Raw genomic sequence first — 15,014 nt, 5'->3', positions numbered from 1 at the left:
CCAGGGCGCGCAGGTCCGCTCGGCTATGATCAGGCGTTCAGCCAGATATGTTCGGCAAAGGTGAAGCCCATCAGCGCCCCCAGCGGGTTCGGGCGCATCCCCCCGACCTTATCCGAAAGCCCGTCGACATTGGAGATATAGGCAGGAATGATCGTGCCCGCCTCATTGGCCACCATTTCCTGCATTTCCCAATAGATCGAGGTCCGCTTCTCCTCGTCCAGCGAGCCGCGCGCCTCCAGCATCATCTTGTCGAATTTCTCCGATTTGTAATGGCTTTCATTCCACGGCGCATCCGAGGCATAAAGCAGCGAGAACAGGATATCGGGGGTCGGGCGCGGGTTGATATTGCCGAAATGCACCGGCGATTTCAGCCAGTAATTCGACCAATAGCCATCGGGCGGCACCTGATCGACTGTAAATTTCATGCCGATCTGCGCGCCCATCTGCTGGATGATGGTCGCCATATCCACCGAGGAATTCGCCGCCGTCGAGGCCACAAGCGGGATCTCGACCCCCAAAAGCCCCGCTTTCTCGAAATGGTGTCTGGCCTGATCGGGGTCGTAAGCGCGCGGTTTGAGATTGGGATTGTGATACCGGTCCGATGCCGAAACGGGCTGGTCATTGCCGATTTCGGCCATGCCCCGCAGGATCGACTTCTGGATCGCCTCGCGATTGACCAGATATTTCATCCCCTCGACAAAGCCGGTCTTGGCACCCGGCTCCATATCCAGCCGGATATTGAGGTCGGTATAGCTGCCCGAGCGCGTGATCGAGGTCTGCACCCCCGGCTTGCCGTCCATAAAGCGCACCGAACGCGGGTTGAGCGAAGCCCCGACCTGAATATCCCCCGACAAAAGCGCATTGACCCGCGCATTGGTATCGGCAATCGCGAAGAATTCGAAACTATCAAGATAGGGGGCTTTGTCCTTGAAGTAATTCGGGTTTTTCACAGCGATCGACCGCACACCCGGCTCGAAGGTTTCGCAAATGAAAGCACCTGTGCCGTTGGCCTTGCTGAAATCGGTCGTGCCATCGGCGATGATCATGAAATGGTGCATCGCCAGAATGGTCGGCAGATCGGCATTGGCGCCGGCCAGCACGATCTTCACCGTCAGATCGTCAAGCTTGGAGATTTCGGTCATCTGCGCGGCCATCGCGTTGGCCTTGGACCCTACGGACGGATCAAGATGGCGCTTGAGAGAATAGACCACATCCTCGGCCAAGAGGGTCTTGCCGTCATGGAAGCTCACACCGGATTTCAGCTTGATTTCCCATGTCTTCGCATCATCGGTCTTGAGACTGTCGGCCAGTTCCATCTGCACGACGCCCTGTTCGTCGAGAATGGTCAGGCGGTTATAGAACGCACAGCAGCGCACGTAATCGGTCGACATGGAGGCCTTGGCCGGATCAAGCGTATCGGCGGTCGAGGACGACCAGCCCGCAGCTTTCAGATGCCCGCCATAGACAGGGGTCGCCGCGACCGCCTGATCGGCCCGCAGCAGAAGCGACCCGCCCGCCGCCATCCCGATCCCCGAGGCCATCAGCATCTTCAGAAGATCCCGTCGCGAGGCCCCGCGACGGATCATCGTCTCGACCATCGCATCATCGCGACCGGACCAGTTTGTCGGCTTATATGTCATATCGTGGGTATCCCTGTCAGGGGTGCGCAGCCGCACCGTTTTTATGATCGTTGGACGGAAGCCCGGGCGGTCTTGATGCCGCCCTGGGAAAGATGTGTCAGCCGCGAAAGGCCGCGTCTGCCGCTTGCGCCAGACCGGCCAGCGCATGGAAATGGTAATCGGGTTCGGTGAACTCTTTCGGGGCGATCGTGCCGCCATATCCGCTTTGCGCGTGCCGCCGCTGGATCCAAGCGTTTGTCATGCCCAATGCGCGCGAGATGCCGATATCATGATACTGGCTTTGCGCGGTATGCAGGATGTCCTCCTTCGACCCGCCATCCTGTTCCACATAGGCAAAAACCTGATGGAAGTAATCGGGGTCGGGCTTCTCGCAGCCGGTATCGTCGGTGGTGAACCCCGCCCAGAACGGCTGGCCCAGTTTGTCGGCATATTTCTCGAAAGCCCAGCGGCGGGCATTGGTCATGGCCACCAGCTTGTAATGCTGTTTGAGCATCGCCATCGCCTTGACGCTATCGGGGAAAGGCTTGGCCTCGCCCACGATGTCGATCATCAGCTGACGGTATTCTTCGGTGTCGGGCAGGCCCATCGCTGCGGCAATGCGCGCATAGCACCGCCCCAGATCATCGGGGAAACGCTGCGCGCCCTCTTCATAGCGCGCCTCGCGATAGACCGACAGCGCAGCCTCGCCGTCAATCGCCAGACCTTCCTTGGCCGCGATCTGCGCAAGCCCTTCTTTGATGGCCCCTTCGAAATCGATCAGGGTGCCGACCACATCGAACGTGACATAGCGAAAGGCGGTCAACGGTTTGGTGGCGGTGGTGGTTGCCATTTTCGGCAGTCCTTTCTGCGGGTGGACCGGAGGAGAGATCCGGCAAAAACGCGGGCGGGAGAGGTGGCGGCGGGCCTGCCTCCGCGCGAGGGTAGGCTGAGCTGCGGGCGCCGGTATCTCCCCTGCAATCTTGGTCTTACAAACCCCAGTGTGCCGAAGGATCCTGCGCTTGGAACACCGAATTGAGGGGGCTTCACGGCATAATCTTCTGTATCGATCCGCGCAGGGACAGAATTTCATGCGGCAAGGGCGCAACCGGCCCGAGGGCCGGCCGGCAGGGGTCAGTAGCCTTTTGCCTGATCGACCTGACCGGGCACGGGCGTTCCGTTGGTGGTGGCCTCGATCACGGCAAGCACATGGTGCGCGCCCTCCTCATGGCCGGTTTTCGCGGCAATATGCGGCGTAATCAGCACACGCGGATCGGCCCATGCCCAATGATCGGCAGGCAGGGGTTCGGGGTCGGTCACATCCAGCATTGCCGCAGCAATCCGGCCGCTGTCCAGCGCCGTTCTGAGCGCCTCCAGATTAAGCTGCGGCCCCCGTCCGGCCTGCACCAGCCGCGCGCCCTGCGGCAGTTGCGCCAGAAACGCGGCATCCATCAGCCCCCGCGTCTGTTCGGTCAAAGGCAGAAGACACACGAGAATGTCGCTGCGCGCCAGAAATTCCGGCAGGCCCGCCTGATCATAGACGGCACATTCTGCCGTGGACTGCCCCGAGCGCGACCATCCGGCCACCTCGAAGCCGAGCGCGCCCAGCGTCTGCGCGACAAGCTGCCCGATCCGCCCCATTCCCATGATCCCCACACGGGCCTCATGGGCAGAGCGGGGCGCATGCAGCTGCCAGCGTCCCTCGCGGGCCTGCGCGATATATAGTGACAGATCGCGATGCAGCGCCAGCACCGCCATCACCACCCAGTCCCGCACCATCTGTTCGATACCCGGCGCAATCGTGCGCGACAGGATGACCCCTTCGGGCATGGGCGGCATCTGGTCCACCCCCGCCCCGACCGAGATCACCGCCCTGAGATTGGGGTAGCGCGCCAGATCCTCCGGCGGTTGCCAGCAGGCGATATGGGTGATGGCGGCAGGATCTGTCACTGCCGCCTCGCCCATCACCATCTCGACCCCCGCACGGGCCAGCATCTGCGCCCAGACCGCACCGCGTTCGGGAACCGAAAGATACAGAAGCGCCATCAGGCCATCGCCGCGCGGACATCCGCATCATCCAGCGTCTCGTCCAGCACCGCCTTGGTGCGCGCCACGATCTGGTCGATCTCGTCATCGGTGCAGCAGAGCGGCGGCGCATAACCGAAGATCCCCTGAGCGAAGGACCGCACGATCAGCCCCTTGTCCCATGCGCGATCAAACAGCCGTGTCGCCGGTTGGACCGAGGCAGGCAGGCGGGTTTTCTTGTCCTTATCCGTCACCAGTTCGAGTGCGGCCAGCATCCCGCGGCCCCGCACATCGCCCACAAGCGGGTGATCGGACAGGCTCTGCAATCCCTCCATCAGACGCGCACCGGCCTTGCGACCATTCTCCAGCAGCCCCCCTTCGTAAAGCGACAGCACTTCCAGCGCGACCGCCGCCGACACGGGATGCGCCGAATAGGTGAAACCGTGGCCCACCGCCTTGGCGCCCGCGCCCTCGGCAATGGTCTCGAACACATGGTCCGACATGAACACCGCCCCCATCGGCACATAGCCCGAGGTGAGGCCCTTGGCTGTGGTCATCATATCCGGCACGATGCCCTCTTCCTCGCAGGCAAAGAGAGGACCGGTGCGCCCGAAACCGGTGATGACCTCATCCGCGATAAACAGGATGTCCAATTCGCGGCAGGCCTCGCGCATGGCCTTGATCCAGCCCTTCGGCGGCACGAGCACCCCGCCCGACCCCTGAATCGGCTCGACATAGAATGCCGCGACGCGCTCCGGCCCGATCGCGGCCACCTTCGCCTTCAGTTCAGCCACCGAGGCGGCAATGATTTCGGCGTCGCTTTTCAACGGGTTGCGATAGGTGTAATGCGACGAGATCTTGTGCTGCCAGCTATAGGGCACACCGAACCCCTCGTGGAAACCGGCCAGCGCGGTCAGGCCCGCGCCCATGCTGGTCGACCCGTGATAGCCTTCCTCGACCGAAATGAACTGGTCCCGCCCGGGCTGCCCCTTGGCATGCCAGTAATAGCGCACGAAACGGATCGTGCTATCGACAGCATCCGAGCCGCCCAACGAGAAATAGATATGGTTCAGATCCCCCGGAGCCCGTTCGGCCAAAGCCGCGGCCAGCTTGATCGGGGCTTCGGACCCAAGGCCGAAATAGCCCGTGGCATAAGGCAGCTTGCGCATCTGTTCAGCCGCCGCCTCGACGACGCTTTCATGGCCATAGCCCGCATTCACGCACCAAAGACCGGCAAAGCCGTCAATCAGCTCGCGCCCTTCGGCATCGGTCACCCGCGCCCCTTTGGCCGAGGCCAGCACCCGCACACCACGCGCAGCATGGCCTTGAAACGAGGACACGGGGTGGATCAGGTGCTGGCGATCCATCTCGATCAGGGAATTGGTCAACATTGACAGTCTCCTAAGATCAGCCCAGGGCCTGTGACACGAGGGCATAGGTTTTCAGTTCTAACGATTGCGCCGGTGCTGCGGCGCGGTCGCGGGTGCGGGCGCGCTCGCCCGCAGGGCGCACCATCGCGATCCCGCCCCCTGCGTGGTGCAGCCCCAGCGCCTTGGCATGATCGGCCAGAGCGTGCTCGGGCGCGAAATCGACGCGCAGGAACTGCCCCGCCGCGCGGCAGGCCGCTTCCGAAAGCAGCGCCCGCGCGGCACGGTCATCTGCCGCAAGGATCGGCCCGATCACGTGCCCGCGTCCGAAGGCACGGATCATCGCCACCCCGCCTTGCGTGGCGATCACCTCGCCCTGCGCGGCAATCTCGTGCAGCACGCGGCTCCGCTCCATACCGGTCGCGGCGCGATCCGCCGCCAACAGGACGGCCAGATCTTCGGGCGTGGCCTCCCGCACCGGCTGTTCGGGGGCTTGGGCCTGTGCGACACCCTGATATTGCGCCACCTCGCCCACGGCCTGAAAGCCGAGCTTGCGATACAGCGGCAAACCGTCGGCAGTGGCCACCAGCCGCAGCTCCATGCTGCCCGCCCGATCCAGCAGCGTCTGCATCAATGCCCGCCCCAACCCGCGCCCGCGCATCGCCGCGTCGACGATAATCATATTCATCGTGCCGACATCGCCCAGCAGCGACAGGATCGCGGTCCCCACAACCTTATCCCCCTGCAGCGCCACCACTGCCTCGGACACGCCCAGCACCAAGGCCCAGTCTTCGCGACGATGGGGCCATGCAACAGCCTGCGACATCGCATGGGCCTGCGCCAGATGCGCAGGCTCCATCGGCGCAATAGTGATTTGGGCGGCATCGGTCATGGCTCGGGTCTCTTTCCTTCTTGCATCTGTCCGCTCCAGACTAGCGCCTGCACCACGGCAGTTTCCCTTGCATCGCGGGGTCGGGCCGCAGCCTAGATCGCATTTGCCGCAGCCCGACAGCATTTTATGCCGCCCTTCAGACCGCCTGCCGGTCGATCAGGGAGGACAACATCGCACAGGTGCCCTCAAGCTCGGACAGGGTGAGATATTCCTCGGGTTTATGCGCACGCGCAATATCTCCCGGACCACAGACAATGGCCGCAATCCCCGCTTGCTGGAACAAACCGGCCTCGGTGCCAAAGCTGACCGCGCCCTGTGCAGCCCGCCCCGTCAGGGTCTCGGCCAAACGGGCAAGAGGGGCCTCGGGAGCCAGCGCAAGGGCGGGATATTCCGACAGCCAATCGAGGCTGACCCCTTCGGGCAGATCCACCAGAACCTCCTGCAAGATCGCTTTGGGGGATACGCCGGCAATGGCCCGGGCCTCGATCTGGGCTTCGGCGAAATCCGGAATGATATTCACCGCCTGGCCTCCGCAGATCGTGCCGATCTGCACCGAGCTGTAAGGCGGGGCGAAGCGTGCATCCTGCGGCCCCCGCACCAAGGCTTCCGCCTGCGCACAGATCCGCGCCAGCACCGGCACCAGCCGCTGGATGGCATTCTGGCCCAGATCGGGACGCGAGCTATGACCCGAACGCCCCTTGGCCGAAAGCCGCAGCGCCGCCTTGCCTTTATGCGCCAGCACCGGCACCAGTCCGGTGGGCTCACCGATAATCGCCCCCTCGGGCGGCGCGCAGAGCGCAGGCAGGGCGGCCAGAAGATGCGGCACCCCTTTGCACCCCGCTTCCTCGTCATAGGACAGCGCGATATGGAGCGGCGCACGCAGAGCCATCCGCCCCATCGCGGGAGCCGCCGCCAGCACCGCAGCCACGAAGCCCTTCATGTCACAGGCCCCGCGCCCGATCAGCCGGTCCCCCTCGCGGCGCAGCACGAACGGATCGGCGCGCCATTCCGGTTCGGTGGCAGGCACCACATCGACATGCCCCGACAGCACAATGCCGGGTACGTCTTTCGGACCGAAGCTTGCGAAGAGGTTGGACCTGTCGCCCTCGGGCCCTGCCAGAACCGTCACCTCGGCCCCATGCGCGCGCAGATAACGCGCCACATCCTCGATCAGCGCCCCATTGGGCTGGCCGACCACCGTTGGAAAGCCCACCAGACGGGCCAGAAGATCCGCGGGCGTAAGCGTGGCGGGCGTAAGAGTGGCGGGGCTCATGCTGCGATCACAAAGATTTTGCGCAGCGTTTCGAGCGTCTGCCATGTACCGACAAAGCCGGGCTTCAGGATGAAACTGTCGCCTGCCGCGAATTCATGGCTGGCCCCGCCCTCTTCCGAAATCAGGCAGCGCCCCGACAGGATATGGCAGAACTCGAAAGTATCGCCCTTCATCGAGACCGTCTTGCCCGGCGTAGCCTCCCAGATGCCGGTACGGATCTTGCCCCATTTGGCGGCCTCGGCCAGCGCGGCATCAAGCTCCCATGTCTTATACTGCGGCTGCCCCTCGATCAGCCGCTCGGGCGCGGCGGTCGCTTCGCGCGGGGGAAAGGCGGGCGAGGTCTCTAGAGGAAGAAGGCACGTCATAGGAGATCCTTTCGGCTAGGTGTGGGACGCATTCCGATAGACCCATCCTGCCCGATCCCGCCTGCGCCAAGGCATCGAAACCGTGGCACAGGCGGCAGCGCATGCCGATCTGCGCGCTGCAAACGGTATTTCCTGCGCTAGAGGCCGCACTTGCGGCACCTATGGTCGCGGCAAAGGCGTCAGGCTGGACCCATCTTACAGTTCCCGGAGACAGCTATGACCTTCCGCCCGAAATTCATCACCTTCGACTGCCACGGCACGATGATCAACTTCGACATGGCCGGTGCGGCGCGCCACCATTACAGCGCGCATCTCTCCGCGCCCGCAATGGACGCCTTCATCCGCGATTTCTCGGCCTACCGTCTCGACGAGGTGCTGGGCGCATGGAAGCCTTATGCCGAAATCGTCCATAACGCGCTGGAACGGACCTGCAAACGCAATGCTGTGCCATTCGATGCCGCAGTGGCACATGATATCTACACCCGCGTGCCCACTTGGGGGCCGCATGCGGATGTGCCCGCAGGGCTGGCCCGTATCGCACCGCATATTCCGCTGGTGGCCCTGACCAACTCGATGAATGCGCAGATCCCGCATAACATCGCCAAGCTCGGGGCCCCCATCGCCCATGTCTTCACCGCCGAAAGCGCAGGCGCCTATAAACCGCAGATGAGGCCGTTCGAATATATGCTGGACGAGCTGGGCTGCGGGCCGGAGGACATCCTGCATGTGTCGTCGAGCTTCCGCTACGATCTGATGACCGCGCATGACATGGGCATCAAGCACAAGGTCTGGGTTAACCGCGCCCATGAACCGGCCAATCCGTTCTACGGCTATACCGAGGTCAAGGATATCTCCGGTCTGGCCGAGGTTGTCGGCCTGTAGGCCGTAAGAAGGGGGAAGAGATGGATTATCACTCCTACTGGCATGACACATCGACCCCCTTCGCCCATGCCCAATCCGGCGCGGTCGAGGGGCAGTTCGACGTGGTCGTGATCGGCGCAGGCTTCACCGGCCTGAACGCCGCACGCAAACTGGCGAAGGAAGGTGTCCATGTGGCGGTTCTGGACGCCGCCCATGTGGGCGCGGGCGGATCGGGGCGCAATGGCGGGCATCTCAATAATGGCATCGCTCATGGTTATGGCGACGCCAAGGCACATCTGGGGGCCGAACAGGCACACCGCCTTTACAAAGCCTATGACCGCTCGATCGACATGATCGAGGCGCTGGTGGCCGAAGAGGGCATCGATTGCAACTTCCGGCGGTCGGGCAAGCTCAAACTGGCCTCGAAACCGAGCCATGTGGCGGGGCTGCGGGCCAATTTCGAGCTGATCCACCGCGAGGTCGACCCCGAGACCCGCTGGATCGAACGGCCGGGACTGGCACAGGAGATCGGTTCGGACGCCTTCCATGCCGGAATGCTCTACGAAAAAAGCGCGATGATGCATATGGGGCGCTATGTGAACGGTCTGGCCGAGGCCTGTCACCGCCACGGCGCGAAACTCTGGGAATATGCCCCGATGACGGCGCGGCGCAAAACCGCGACGGGCTGGGACATCCTCACACCGCGCGGCACCCTGTCGGCCAACCGTGTGATCCTTGCCACAGGGGCTTACGGAGGGGTCGTGCCCGAGGCGCCGCTGAGCTATTTCCGCAAGCGGATGATTTCGGTCGGGTCCTTCATCATCGCCACACGCCCGCTGAGCCCCGCAGAGGCGGCCAGCATCGCCCCCGCCAACCGGACCTATGTCACCTCGATGAATATCGGCAACTATTTCCGGCTCTCGCCCGATAACCGGCTGATCTTCGGTGGCAGGGCGCGGTTTTCGGCACGCTCGGATCAGGCCTCCGACGCGAAATCCGGCGCAATCCTGCGCCGCGCGATGCTGCGCCTGTTCCCCCAGCTTGCTCCGGTGGAGATCGACTATTGCTGGGGCGGGCTCGTGGGCATGACCAAAGACCGTTACCCGCGCGCGGGCGAAACCGATGGTCTGCTTTACGGCATGGGCTATTCCGGCCACGGGGCGCAGATGTCGACGCTGGTCGGGCAGGCACTGGCCGATATGGCCTTGGGACGCGCCGGAACCAACCCGCTGGCCGGGCTGGAATGGCCCACCATCCCGATGTATAGCGGCAAACCGTGGTTCCTGCCTCTGGTGGGGATGTATTTCGGGCTGAAAGACAGGCTCTCCTAACTCCCGCCCCCCCCCGCACCAAGGGCCGCACCAAGAGGGCCGCACCAAGGGCCGCGCGTCCTGCGCGGCTCGTCGTGCGGGGATAGGGTGTAATGCGGCGTCAGGCGCGGGAACGATGCTATCTTTTTCCTCCGACGGGCGGGGGATGTGGAATATCGGCCTCTGCTCGGTTGCCCGATCTGTCACGCCGTTGTAATCAGCTAAAACCTGCCCATCCGCCGCCTCTCAAGGGAGATAGAGTGTCCTATCAGCCAACCACAAAATCGGATACTATCGCCCAGCAACTGTCCACGCGCATCATCCGTGGCGAATTTGCCCCGGGCGAAAAGCTGCGTCAGGATCTGATCGCGCGCGAATACGGGGTCAGTCAGGTCACCGCCCGCGAAGCCCTGCTGCGGCTGGCCTCGCAGGGGCTGGCCATCAGCCTGCCCCGTCGCGGCATGTGCGTCACCCCGATCGACAAGGATGCGATCGAGGAATTGCGTCTGATGCGCCACGCGCTGGAGCCGCTGGCGCTGGAGCGGTCGGTGCCGTATCTGAACCCCGCCCAGATTGCCGAGATCGAACATCTGCACGAGGCCTGCAATGCCGCCGCGACCGCCGAAGATTGGGAAGAGGCCAATCGCGGCTTCCACATGGCGATTATCGCAGGCTGCCACATGCCGCGCCTTGTCAGCGAGATCAGCAACCTCCAACTGCTGTATGCGCGGCACTTCAAAGCCCGCTATAGCGACAAATGGCGCCGCAGGGACGACCCTGACCACGCCGCGATCCTCAGCGCCATCAAGGCCCGCGATGCCGCACGTGCCCGCACGGTGATGCAGCGCCATCTGATGCGCTTTTCCTGATCGGGGCAGCTCCGACCGGTTTGCGCGCCACGATCCACACCGCCTGATAGGTCAGCGACACCCCCTGCGCCGTGCCGAACTGCTGTCGATAGGCGGCCTCGAAACAGGCAAGGCGGGCGCGGGTCCAGTTTTGCCGCGCCTGTCCGTTGACCCCTGTGCGGCGCAAATGACGCAAGACCTCGCGCGGCGAGGGGAAATAGAGCGGCAAGAGATCCTCGCCACAGGCCAGAACGTCCAGATCGGGTGCCACGGCTGCGGCCAGAGCGTGGCGAGGACACAGCCCAGGGGCCTGTGCCTGCGAGCCGAGCGCGGACAGTTCACGGAAATGCCCGGGCCCGAAGCCCGAAAGCGCCAGCCACCCCCCCTCCGGCAAGGCCCGCGCGGCCCGTCGCACCAGCGCCAAAGGGTCGGGCAGCCACTGGATCATCGAGGCCGACGCGATAAGCGAGGGCATCTCGGGCCAGTCGAGCGCGAGGGCATCGCCGCAGAGGAACGTCGCTCCATACTGTCGTGCCGTCTGGCAGGCCGCGGGGGAAAGGTCATTGAGCGTCATCTGGGGACACTCGAACTGGCGTTGCAGCCGCGCGGTCAGATGCCCCGTGCCGCAACCGAGTTCAAGCACCGAGCCGAACCGCGCCGGTGCACCGGCACGGGCCAGCGCCCCCACCAGCAGATCCGCAATCCGCGCCTGCGGGCAGGCTGCTTCGTGATAACTGTGGAAGCTGCGGCTGAAGCTGCGCTGCACCCGCTGGGACAAAAGTGCGCTCATTGCAGCCAGTCCTGCCAGTCCTGCCCCGCCCGAAACGGCACATGGGGTGCATCGACAAACCGCACAGCCGCAGCGCGGGAGTGCCACGCATATTCCTGTGCCTGTGGCGGCACGATCCTGTCGCGGCGGGGAATCCAGATCCGGTCGAAGGCATAGGCGGGCGCAGGGCCGCGCGCCATCACCTCCAGCAATTCGGCACGGGCCGCCTCCAGATCAAGCTGCGGCGCAGGGCCTGCCAGTCCGGCGCGACGGCAGAAGGTGGCAAATGTCGCCGCCGTCAACCCCTCGGCGGTGGCCCGCACCCGCTCGGGCGGTATGCCGGAGGTGACCGATGCAGGGGTCAGAGTTCCGGCGATCGCGACAGAGCGACGGAGGCGGAGACCCCGCCCCACCAACTTCTGCCCCGCCAACCAATGCGCCGCGCCTGCAACGCCGAAGGAATAGGCCAGAAGATCGATATGGGCATATCCCTCCAGCGGGGGCAGATCGACCGTCAGATCCTTGTAATCATCCAGCAAAAGCACATCGGTCTGGCCCACCATCCCCGCAAAAGCCGCCGCGCCAAGCGCCCATCCGCCAAAGACCAGAAGCAGGTCGCGGTGCTTCCGTGGCCCGAGCCATTGCCCTTTCATCGGGCTCCCTCCGCCAGTTCCAGCATGGCAGTGCTGACCTTGCGCAATTCGGCAGGGGTGATCACGAAGGGCGGCATGCAATAGATGTTGCGCCCAAAAGGACGCAGCCACACGCCCGTCTCGCACGCCCGCCGATGCGCCAGATCCGGATCGACGGGGCGGTCCATCTCGATCACGCCGATGGCCCCGAGAACCCGCATATCGACCACATGCGGTAAGTCCCGCGCGGGGGCCAGATCCTGCGCAAGCTGGCGCGAAATGGCCGCCACCTCGGCCGCCCAATCACGTTCGTGCAAAAGCTCGAGGCTGGCAATGGCCGCCACACAGGCCAGAGGATTGGCCATATAGGTCGGGCCATGCATCAGCACATTGGCGGCACTTTCCCCGATCCCACGGGCGACGGCCTCGGTCGCGACGGTCGCCGCCATGCTGATATGCCCGCCGGTCAGCGCCTTGCCGATGCACAGGATATCGGGGGTGACGGCGGCATGATCCGCCGCAAACAGCCTGCCCGTGCGCCCGAACCCCGTGGCGATCTCGTCCAGGATCAACAAAATGCCATAGTCCCGACACAGCGCCTGCGCGCCCTGCAACCACGCGGGGTGATAGAAATACATCCCCCCCGCCCCCTGCACCACCGGCTCCACGATCAGCGCCGCCAGCCGGTGCGCGTTCCGCGACAGGAGCACCTCCAGCGCGCCCAGCCCGTTCTGTGCCGGATCGGCAGACCAATCCTGCCCGAAGGCAATCGGCGGACGCGGCAGGAAATGCTGGATCGAAAGCGCGCCCTGAAACAGGCTGTGCATCCCCGTCTGCGGGTCACAGACGCTCATCGCCTTCCATGTATCGCCGTGATAGCCACCACGGATCGTGGCAAACTCGGCCCGCTCCGGATGGCCCATCGCCCTTTGGTATTGTACCGCCATCTTCAGCGCCACTTCCACCGCGACCGAACCGCTATCGCAATAGAACAGCCGGTCCAGCCCCTCGGGCAGAAGCGCCACCAAGCGCTGGCCCAGATCGATTGCGGGCATATGGGTCAGGCCACCAAACATCACATGCGGCATCCGGTCCAACTGGCGGTGCATCGCTGCGGTAATGGCGGGATGGCGATGGCCGTGCACCGTGCACCACCACGAGGACATCGCATCGATCATCCGCCCGCCATCGGCACGGGTCAGCCACACGCCCTCGGCCTCGGTGACAAGATGCATCGGACCGGGATCGAGCACATTGGTATAGGGGTGCCACAGATGGCGGGCGTCAAAGGCAAGGGCTGTCACAGATGGCTCCGGATGGTGGCAAGGTCGATGCCGTCAAAGGCGCGGGCAAGGCTGTCGCGCCCCAGATCGGGCAGCAGCGGCAGGCGGCCCAGACGGGGAATGGCGCAGGTGTCCACGATGCTCTGCTCGACATCGGGGGCCGGATCGCCCACGAACGCGACGCCAATCACCGAACAGCCCGCCGAACGCAGCGCCAGAAGCGACAGCGCGGTATGGTTGATCGTGCCAAGCGCCGTGCGCGCCACCAAGATCACCGGAGCCTGCCAGAGCCGGAACATATCCAGAAAGAAGGCTTTGCGCGTCAGCGGCACCATCACGCCCCCCGCGCCTTCCACCACCAGCGGCCCGTCCACCGCAGGAAGGGCCAGCCGGTCCGGATCGATCTCGATGCCTTCCGCCTCGGCAGACAGATGCGGCGAGGCGGGGCGGCGCAGGCGGTAGGCTTCGGGCAGAGGCGTCACCCCTGCCAGTCTTGACACGATCAGGCTGTCGGTCTCCTCCTCCAGCCCCGACTGGACAGGTTTCCAGTACTGCGCACCAAGCGCCGCTGTCAGACCTGCGGCAAACACGGTTTTGCCAATGCCGGTATCGGTTCCGGTAACGATGACGGCGCTCATGCGGCCTCCTTCTGATAGGCGGCGAGGGTTTCGAACAGGGCGGCAATTTCGGCAGGGGTGACATTGCCCGTCACCGAGATCCGCAGCCGCGCCGTGCCGCGCGCAACGGTGGGCGGGCGGATCCCACGCAGGTCGAACCCCTGCCCGCGCAAACGATCGGCCCATGCCATCACCTGCGCATCCCCGCCCAGTATCACCGGAATGATCTGGCTGTGCAGTCCGGCGCGGTCGATCCGGTGCAGCCGCGCCTGATCATGGGCAAAGGCAATCCGCGCCTGCGCCTGTGCCACCAAGGCAGGCGTTGCGGCCAGATGCGCGAGAACCTCGCGCAAGAGTGCAGCCGTAAACGGGGCCGGCGCGGTGGCAAAGATGAAAGGCCGCGCACGGGAGACCAGACTATCGATAAAAACCTTCGCGCCACAGACAAGCCCGCCCGAAACGCCCAGCCCCTTGCCGCATGTATGCAGGCTGAGAACCTCGGCCTGCAGACCATGCGCCAACCCGCGCCCCGACGGGCCAAACACCCCGGTGGCATGGGCCTCGTCCACCACCAGCACCGCCTCTTCCGCCTGTGCGAGGCGGTCGAAGGCAGCCAGCGGCGCCAGATCGCCCTCCATCGAATAGACGCTTTCCACCGCAATCCAGACCTGCCCGCGCCCCCCCGATGCCCGCCAGTCCGCAATCGTCTGGCGGGCCGCCTCGACATCATTATGGGCAAAGCTGCGCAGGTCGGCCCGCCCCAGCCGGAAGCCCTCATGGGCGCTGGCATGGACCAGCGCATCATAGGCCACCAGATCGCCCGCCGCAGGCAGCGTCGAGAAGATCGCCTGATTGGCCTGAAAACCGCCGCCCATGAACAGCGCCGCTTGCGCACCGAAAAAGGCGGCGGCTTCGGCCTCCAGCGCCTCGTGTTCGGGATGGTTGCCGCGCAAGAGCCGCGAGCCCCCCGCGCCCAGAGGCACATCGCGCGCCAGAACCCGCAGCGCGGCCTCCTTGAGAAAGGCCGAGCCGGTCAGGCCAAGATAGTCGTTCGAGGCAAAATCCACCCCCTGACGTGGCGCGACAACCCTGCGGCGATGACGTGCCTCCAGATGGCCGAGCATATCGTCCAGACGCGCGAGAGCCTTCATTGCGC

At 64.6% G+C, this 15,014-nt stretch carries 15 protein-coding genes; 3 read left to right on the top strand and 12 right to left on the bottom strand.

All coding sequences use genetic code 11. The features are described 5' to 3' along the window. Positions 1-29: 29 nt before the first annotated feature. The 7 genes from WDB88_RS14540 to WDB88_RS14510 all read right to left on the bottom strand — a co-directional run bounded on the left by WDB88_RS14540 (position 30) and on the right by WDB88_RS14510 (position 7,538). Positions 30-1,640: an ABC transporter substrate-binding protein gene (locus WDB88_RS14540; RefSeq protein WP_339109559.1), complete on the bottom strand. Its 1,611-nt coding sequence runs from the start codon at positions 1,638-1,640 to the stop codon at positions 30-32. Between the two features lie 97 nt (positions 1,641-1,737). Continuing rightward, positions 1,738-2,469, bottom strand: a complete 732-nt coding sequence (locus WDB88_RS14535; RefSeq protein ID WP_339109558.1) for an HAD-IA family hydrolase — start codon at positions 2,467-2,469, stop codon at positions 1,738-1,740. A gap of 281 nt (positions 2,470-2,750) precedes the next feature. Next, positions 2,751-3,662 (bottom strand): glyoxylate/hydroxypyruvate reductase A, encoded by a 912-nt coding sequence (locus WDB88_RS14530; RefSeq protein ID WP_339109556.1) that lies wholly within the window; start codon positions 3,660-3,662, stop codon positions 2,751-2,753. Then, complete coding sequence (locus WDB88_RS14525) at positions 3,662-5,032, bottom strand: aspartate aminotransferase family protein (RefSeq protein WP_330647187.1); 1,371 nt, start codon at positions 5,030-5,032, stop codon at positions 3,662-3,664. Before WDB88_RS14525 ends, WDB88_RS14530 begins: the two co-directional genes overlap by 1 nt. Positions 5,033-5,048: 16 nt before the next feature. Further along, a complete protein-coding gene (locus tag WDB88_RS14520; RefSeq protein WP_339109555.1) occupies positions 5,049-5,900 on the bottom strand; it encodes a GNAT family N-acetyltransferase in 852 nt (283 codons plus the stop codon). A 136-nt stretch (positions 5,901-6,036) separates the two neighbouring features. Further along, the gene (argE, locus tag WDB88_RS14515; protein ID WP_339109554.1) at positions 6,037-7,173 is read right to left on the bottom strand and encodes an acetylornithine deacetylase; all 1,137 of its coding nucleotides are present in this window, start codon (positions 7,171-7,173) and stop codon (positions 6,037-6,039) included. Beyond that, entirely contained in the window at positions 7,170-7,538 is a 369-nt protein-coding gene (locus tag WDB88_RS14510; RefSeq protein ID WP_330647190.1) for a cupin domain-containing protein, read from the bottom strand. The genes argE and WDB88_RS14510 overlap by 4 nt, the downstream gene beginning before the upstream one ends. Positions 7,539-7,754: 216 nt before the next feature. Between WDB88_RS14510 and WDB88_RS14505 the strand changes: the two genes are divergently transcribed. From WDB88_RS14505 to WDB88_RS14495, 3 genes are all read left to right on the top strand, one after another. Further along, positions 7,755-8,420 (top strand): haloacid dehalogenase type II, encoded by a 666-nt coding sequence (locus WDB88_RS14505; RefSeq protein ID WP_330647191.1) that lies wholly within the window; start codon positions 7,755-7,757, stop codon positions 8,418-8,420. A gap of 20 nt (positions 8,421-8,440) precedes the next feature. Continuing rightward, entirely contained in the window at positions 8,441-9,730 is a 1,290-nt protein-coding gene (locus WDB88_RS14500) for an FAD-binding oxidoreductase (protein WP_330647192.1), read from the top strand. A gap of 239 nt (positions 9,731-9,969) precedes the next feature. Continuing rightward, positions 9,970-10,578 (top strand): GntR family transcriptional regulator, encoded by a 609-nt coding sequence (locus WDB88_RS14495; protein WP_330647193.1) that lies wholly within the window; start codon positions 9,970-9,972, stop codon positions 10,576-10,578. On the opposite strand, the gene WDB88_RS14490 is transcribed toward WDB88_RS14495, so the two are convergent. Genes WDB88_RS14490 through WDB88_RS14470 form a run of 5 tightly spaced genes read right to left on the bottom strand, consistent with a single transcriptional unit; the run spans position 10,514 to position 15,009 of the window. Next, complete coding sequence (locus WDB88_RS14490; protein ID WP_339109553.1) at positions 10,514-11,347, bottom strand: methyltransferase domain-containing protein; 834 nt, start codon at positions 11,345-11,347, stop codon at positions 10,514-10,516. The two genes, WDB88_RS14495 and WDB88_RS14490, sit on opposite strands and share 65 nt — an antisense overlap. After that, entirely contained in the window at positions 11,344-11,979 is a 636-nt protein-coding gene (locus WDB88_RS14485) for a pimeloyl-ACP methyl esterase BioG family protein (RefSeq protein ID WP_339109552.1), read from the bottom strand. Before WDB88_RS14485 ends, WDB88_RS14490 begins: the two co-directional genes overlap by 4 nt. After that, complete coding sequence (gene bioA, locus WDB88_RS14480; RefSeq protein ID WP_339109551.1) at positions 11,976-13,262, bottom strand: adenosylmethionine--8-amino-7-oxononanoate transaminase; 1,287 nt, start codon at positions 13,260-13,262, stop codon at positions 11,976-11,978. The genes WDB88_RS14485 and bioA overlap by 4 nt, the downstream gene beginning before the upstream one ends. Beyond that, positions 13,259-13,879 carry a dethiobiotin synthase gene (gene bioD, locus WDB88_RS14475; protein WP_330647196.1) on the bottom strand — a complete coding sequence of 207 codons (621 nt, stop codon included), beginning with the start codon at positions 13,877-13,879 and terminating at the stop codon, positions 13,259-13,261. The genes bioA and bioD overlap by 4 nt, the downstream gene beginning before the upstream one ends. Then, positions 13,876-15,009, bottom strand: a complete 1,134-nt coding sequence (locus WDB88_RS14470; protein WP_339109550.1) for an aminotransferase class I/II-fold pyridoxal phosphate-dependent enzyme — start codon at positions 15,007-15,009, stop codon at positions 13,876-13,878. Before WDB88_RS14470 ends, bioD begins: the two co-directional genes overlap by 4 nt. Positions 15,010-15,014 lie beyond the last annotated feature (5 nt).

Source organism: Thioclava sp. GXIMD4216 (assembly GCF_037949285.1).
Taxonomy (GTDB): domain Bacteria; phylum Pseudomonadota; class Alphaproteobacteria; order Rhodobacterales; family Rhodobacteraceae; genus Thioclava; species Thioclava litoralis.
This window is presented reverse-complemented; position numbering and strand designations above follow the sequence as displayed.

Coding starts and splice junctions, on each gene's coding strand:
- WDB88_RS14540 (WP_339109559.1), bottom strand. CDS start 1,640: ATGACATATAAGCCGACAAACTGGTCCGGTCGCGATGATGCGATGGTC.
- WDB88_RS14535 (WP_339109558.1), bottom strand. CDS start 2,469: ATGGCAACCACCACCGCCACCAAACCGTTGACCGCCTTTCGCTATGTC.
- WDB88_RS14530 (WP_339109556.1), bottom strand. CDS start 3,662: ATGGCGCTTCTGTATCTTTCGGTTCCCGAACGCGGTGCGGTCTGGGCG.
- WDB88_RS14525 (WP_330647187.1), bottom strand. CDS start 5,032: ATGTTGACCAATTCCCTGATCGAGATGGATCGCCAGCACCTGATCCAC.
- WDB88_RS14520 (WP_339109555.1), bottom strand. CDS start 5,900: ATGACCGATGCCGCCCAAATCACTATTGCGCCGATGGAGCCTGCGCAT.
- argE (WP_339109554.1), bottom strand. CDS start 7,173: ATGAGCCCCGCCACTCTTACGCCCGCCACGCTTACGCCCGCGGATCTT.
- WDB88_RS14510 (WP_330647190.1), bottom strand. CDS start 7,538: ATGACGTGCCTTCTTCCTCTAGAGACCTCGCCCGCCTTTCCCCCGCGC.
- WDB88_RS14505 (WP_330647191.1), top strand. CDS start 7,755: ATGACCTTCCGCCCGAAATTCATCACCTTCGACTGCCACGGCACGATG.
- WDB88_RS14500 (WP_330647192.1), top strand. CDS start 8,441: ATGGATTATCACTCCTACTGGCATGACACATCGACCCCCTTCGCCCAT.
- WDB88_RS14490 (WP_339109553.1), bottom strand. CDS start 11,347: ATGAGCGCACTTTTGTCCCAGCGGGTGCAGCGCAGCTTCAGCCGCAGC.
- WDB88_RS14485 (WP_339109552.1), bottom strand. CDS start 11,979: ATGAAAGGGCAATGGCTCGGGCCACGGAAGCACCGCGACCTGCTTCTG.
- bioD (WP_330647196.1), bottom strand. CDS start 13,879: ATGAGCGCCGTCATCGTTACCGGAACCGATACCGGCATTGGCAAAACC.
- WDB88_RS14470 (WP_339109550.1), bottom strand. CDS start 15,009: ATGAAGGCTCTCGCGCGTCTGGACGATATGCTCGGCCATCTGGAGGCA.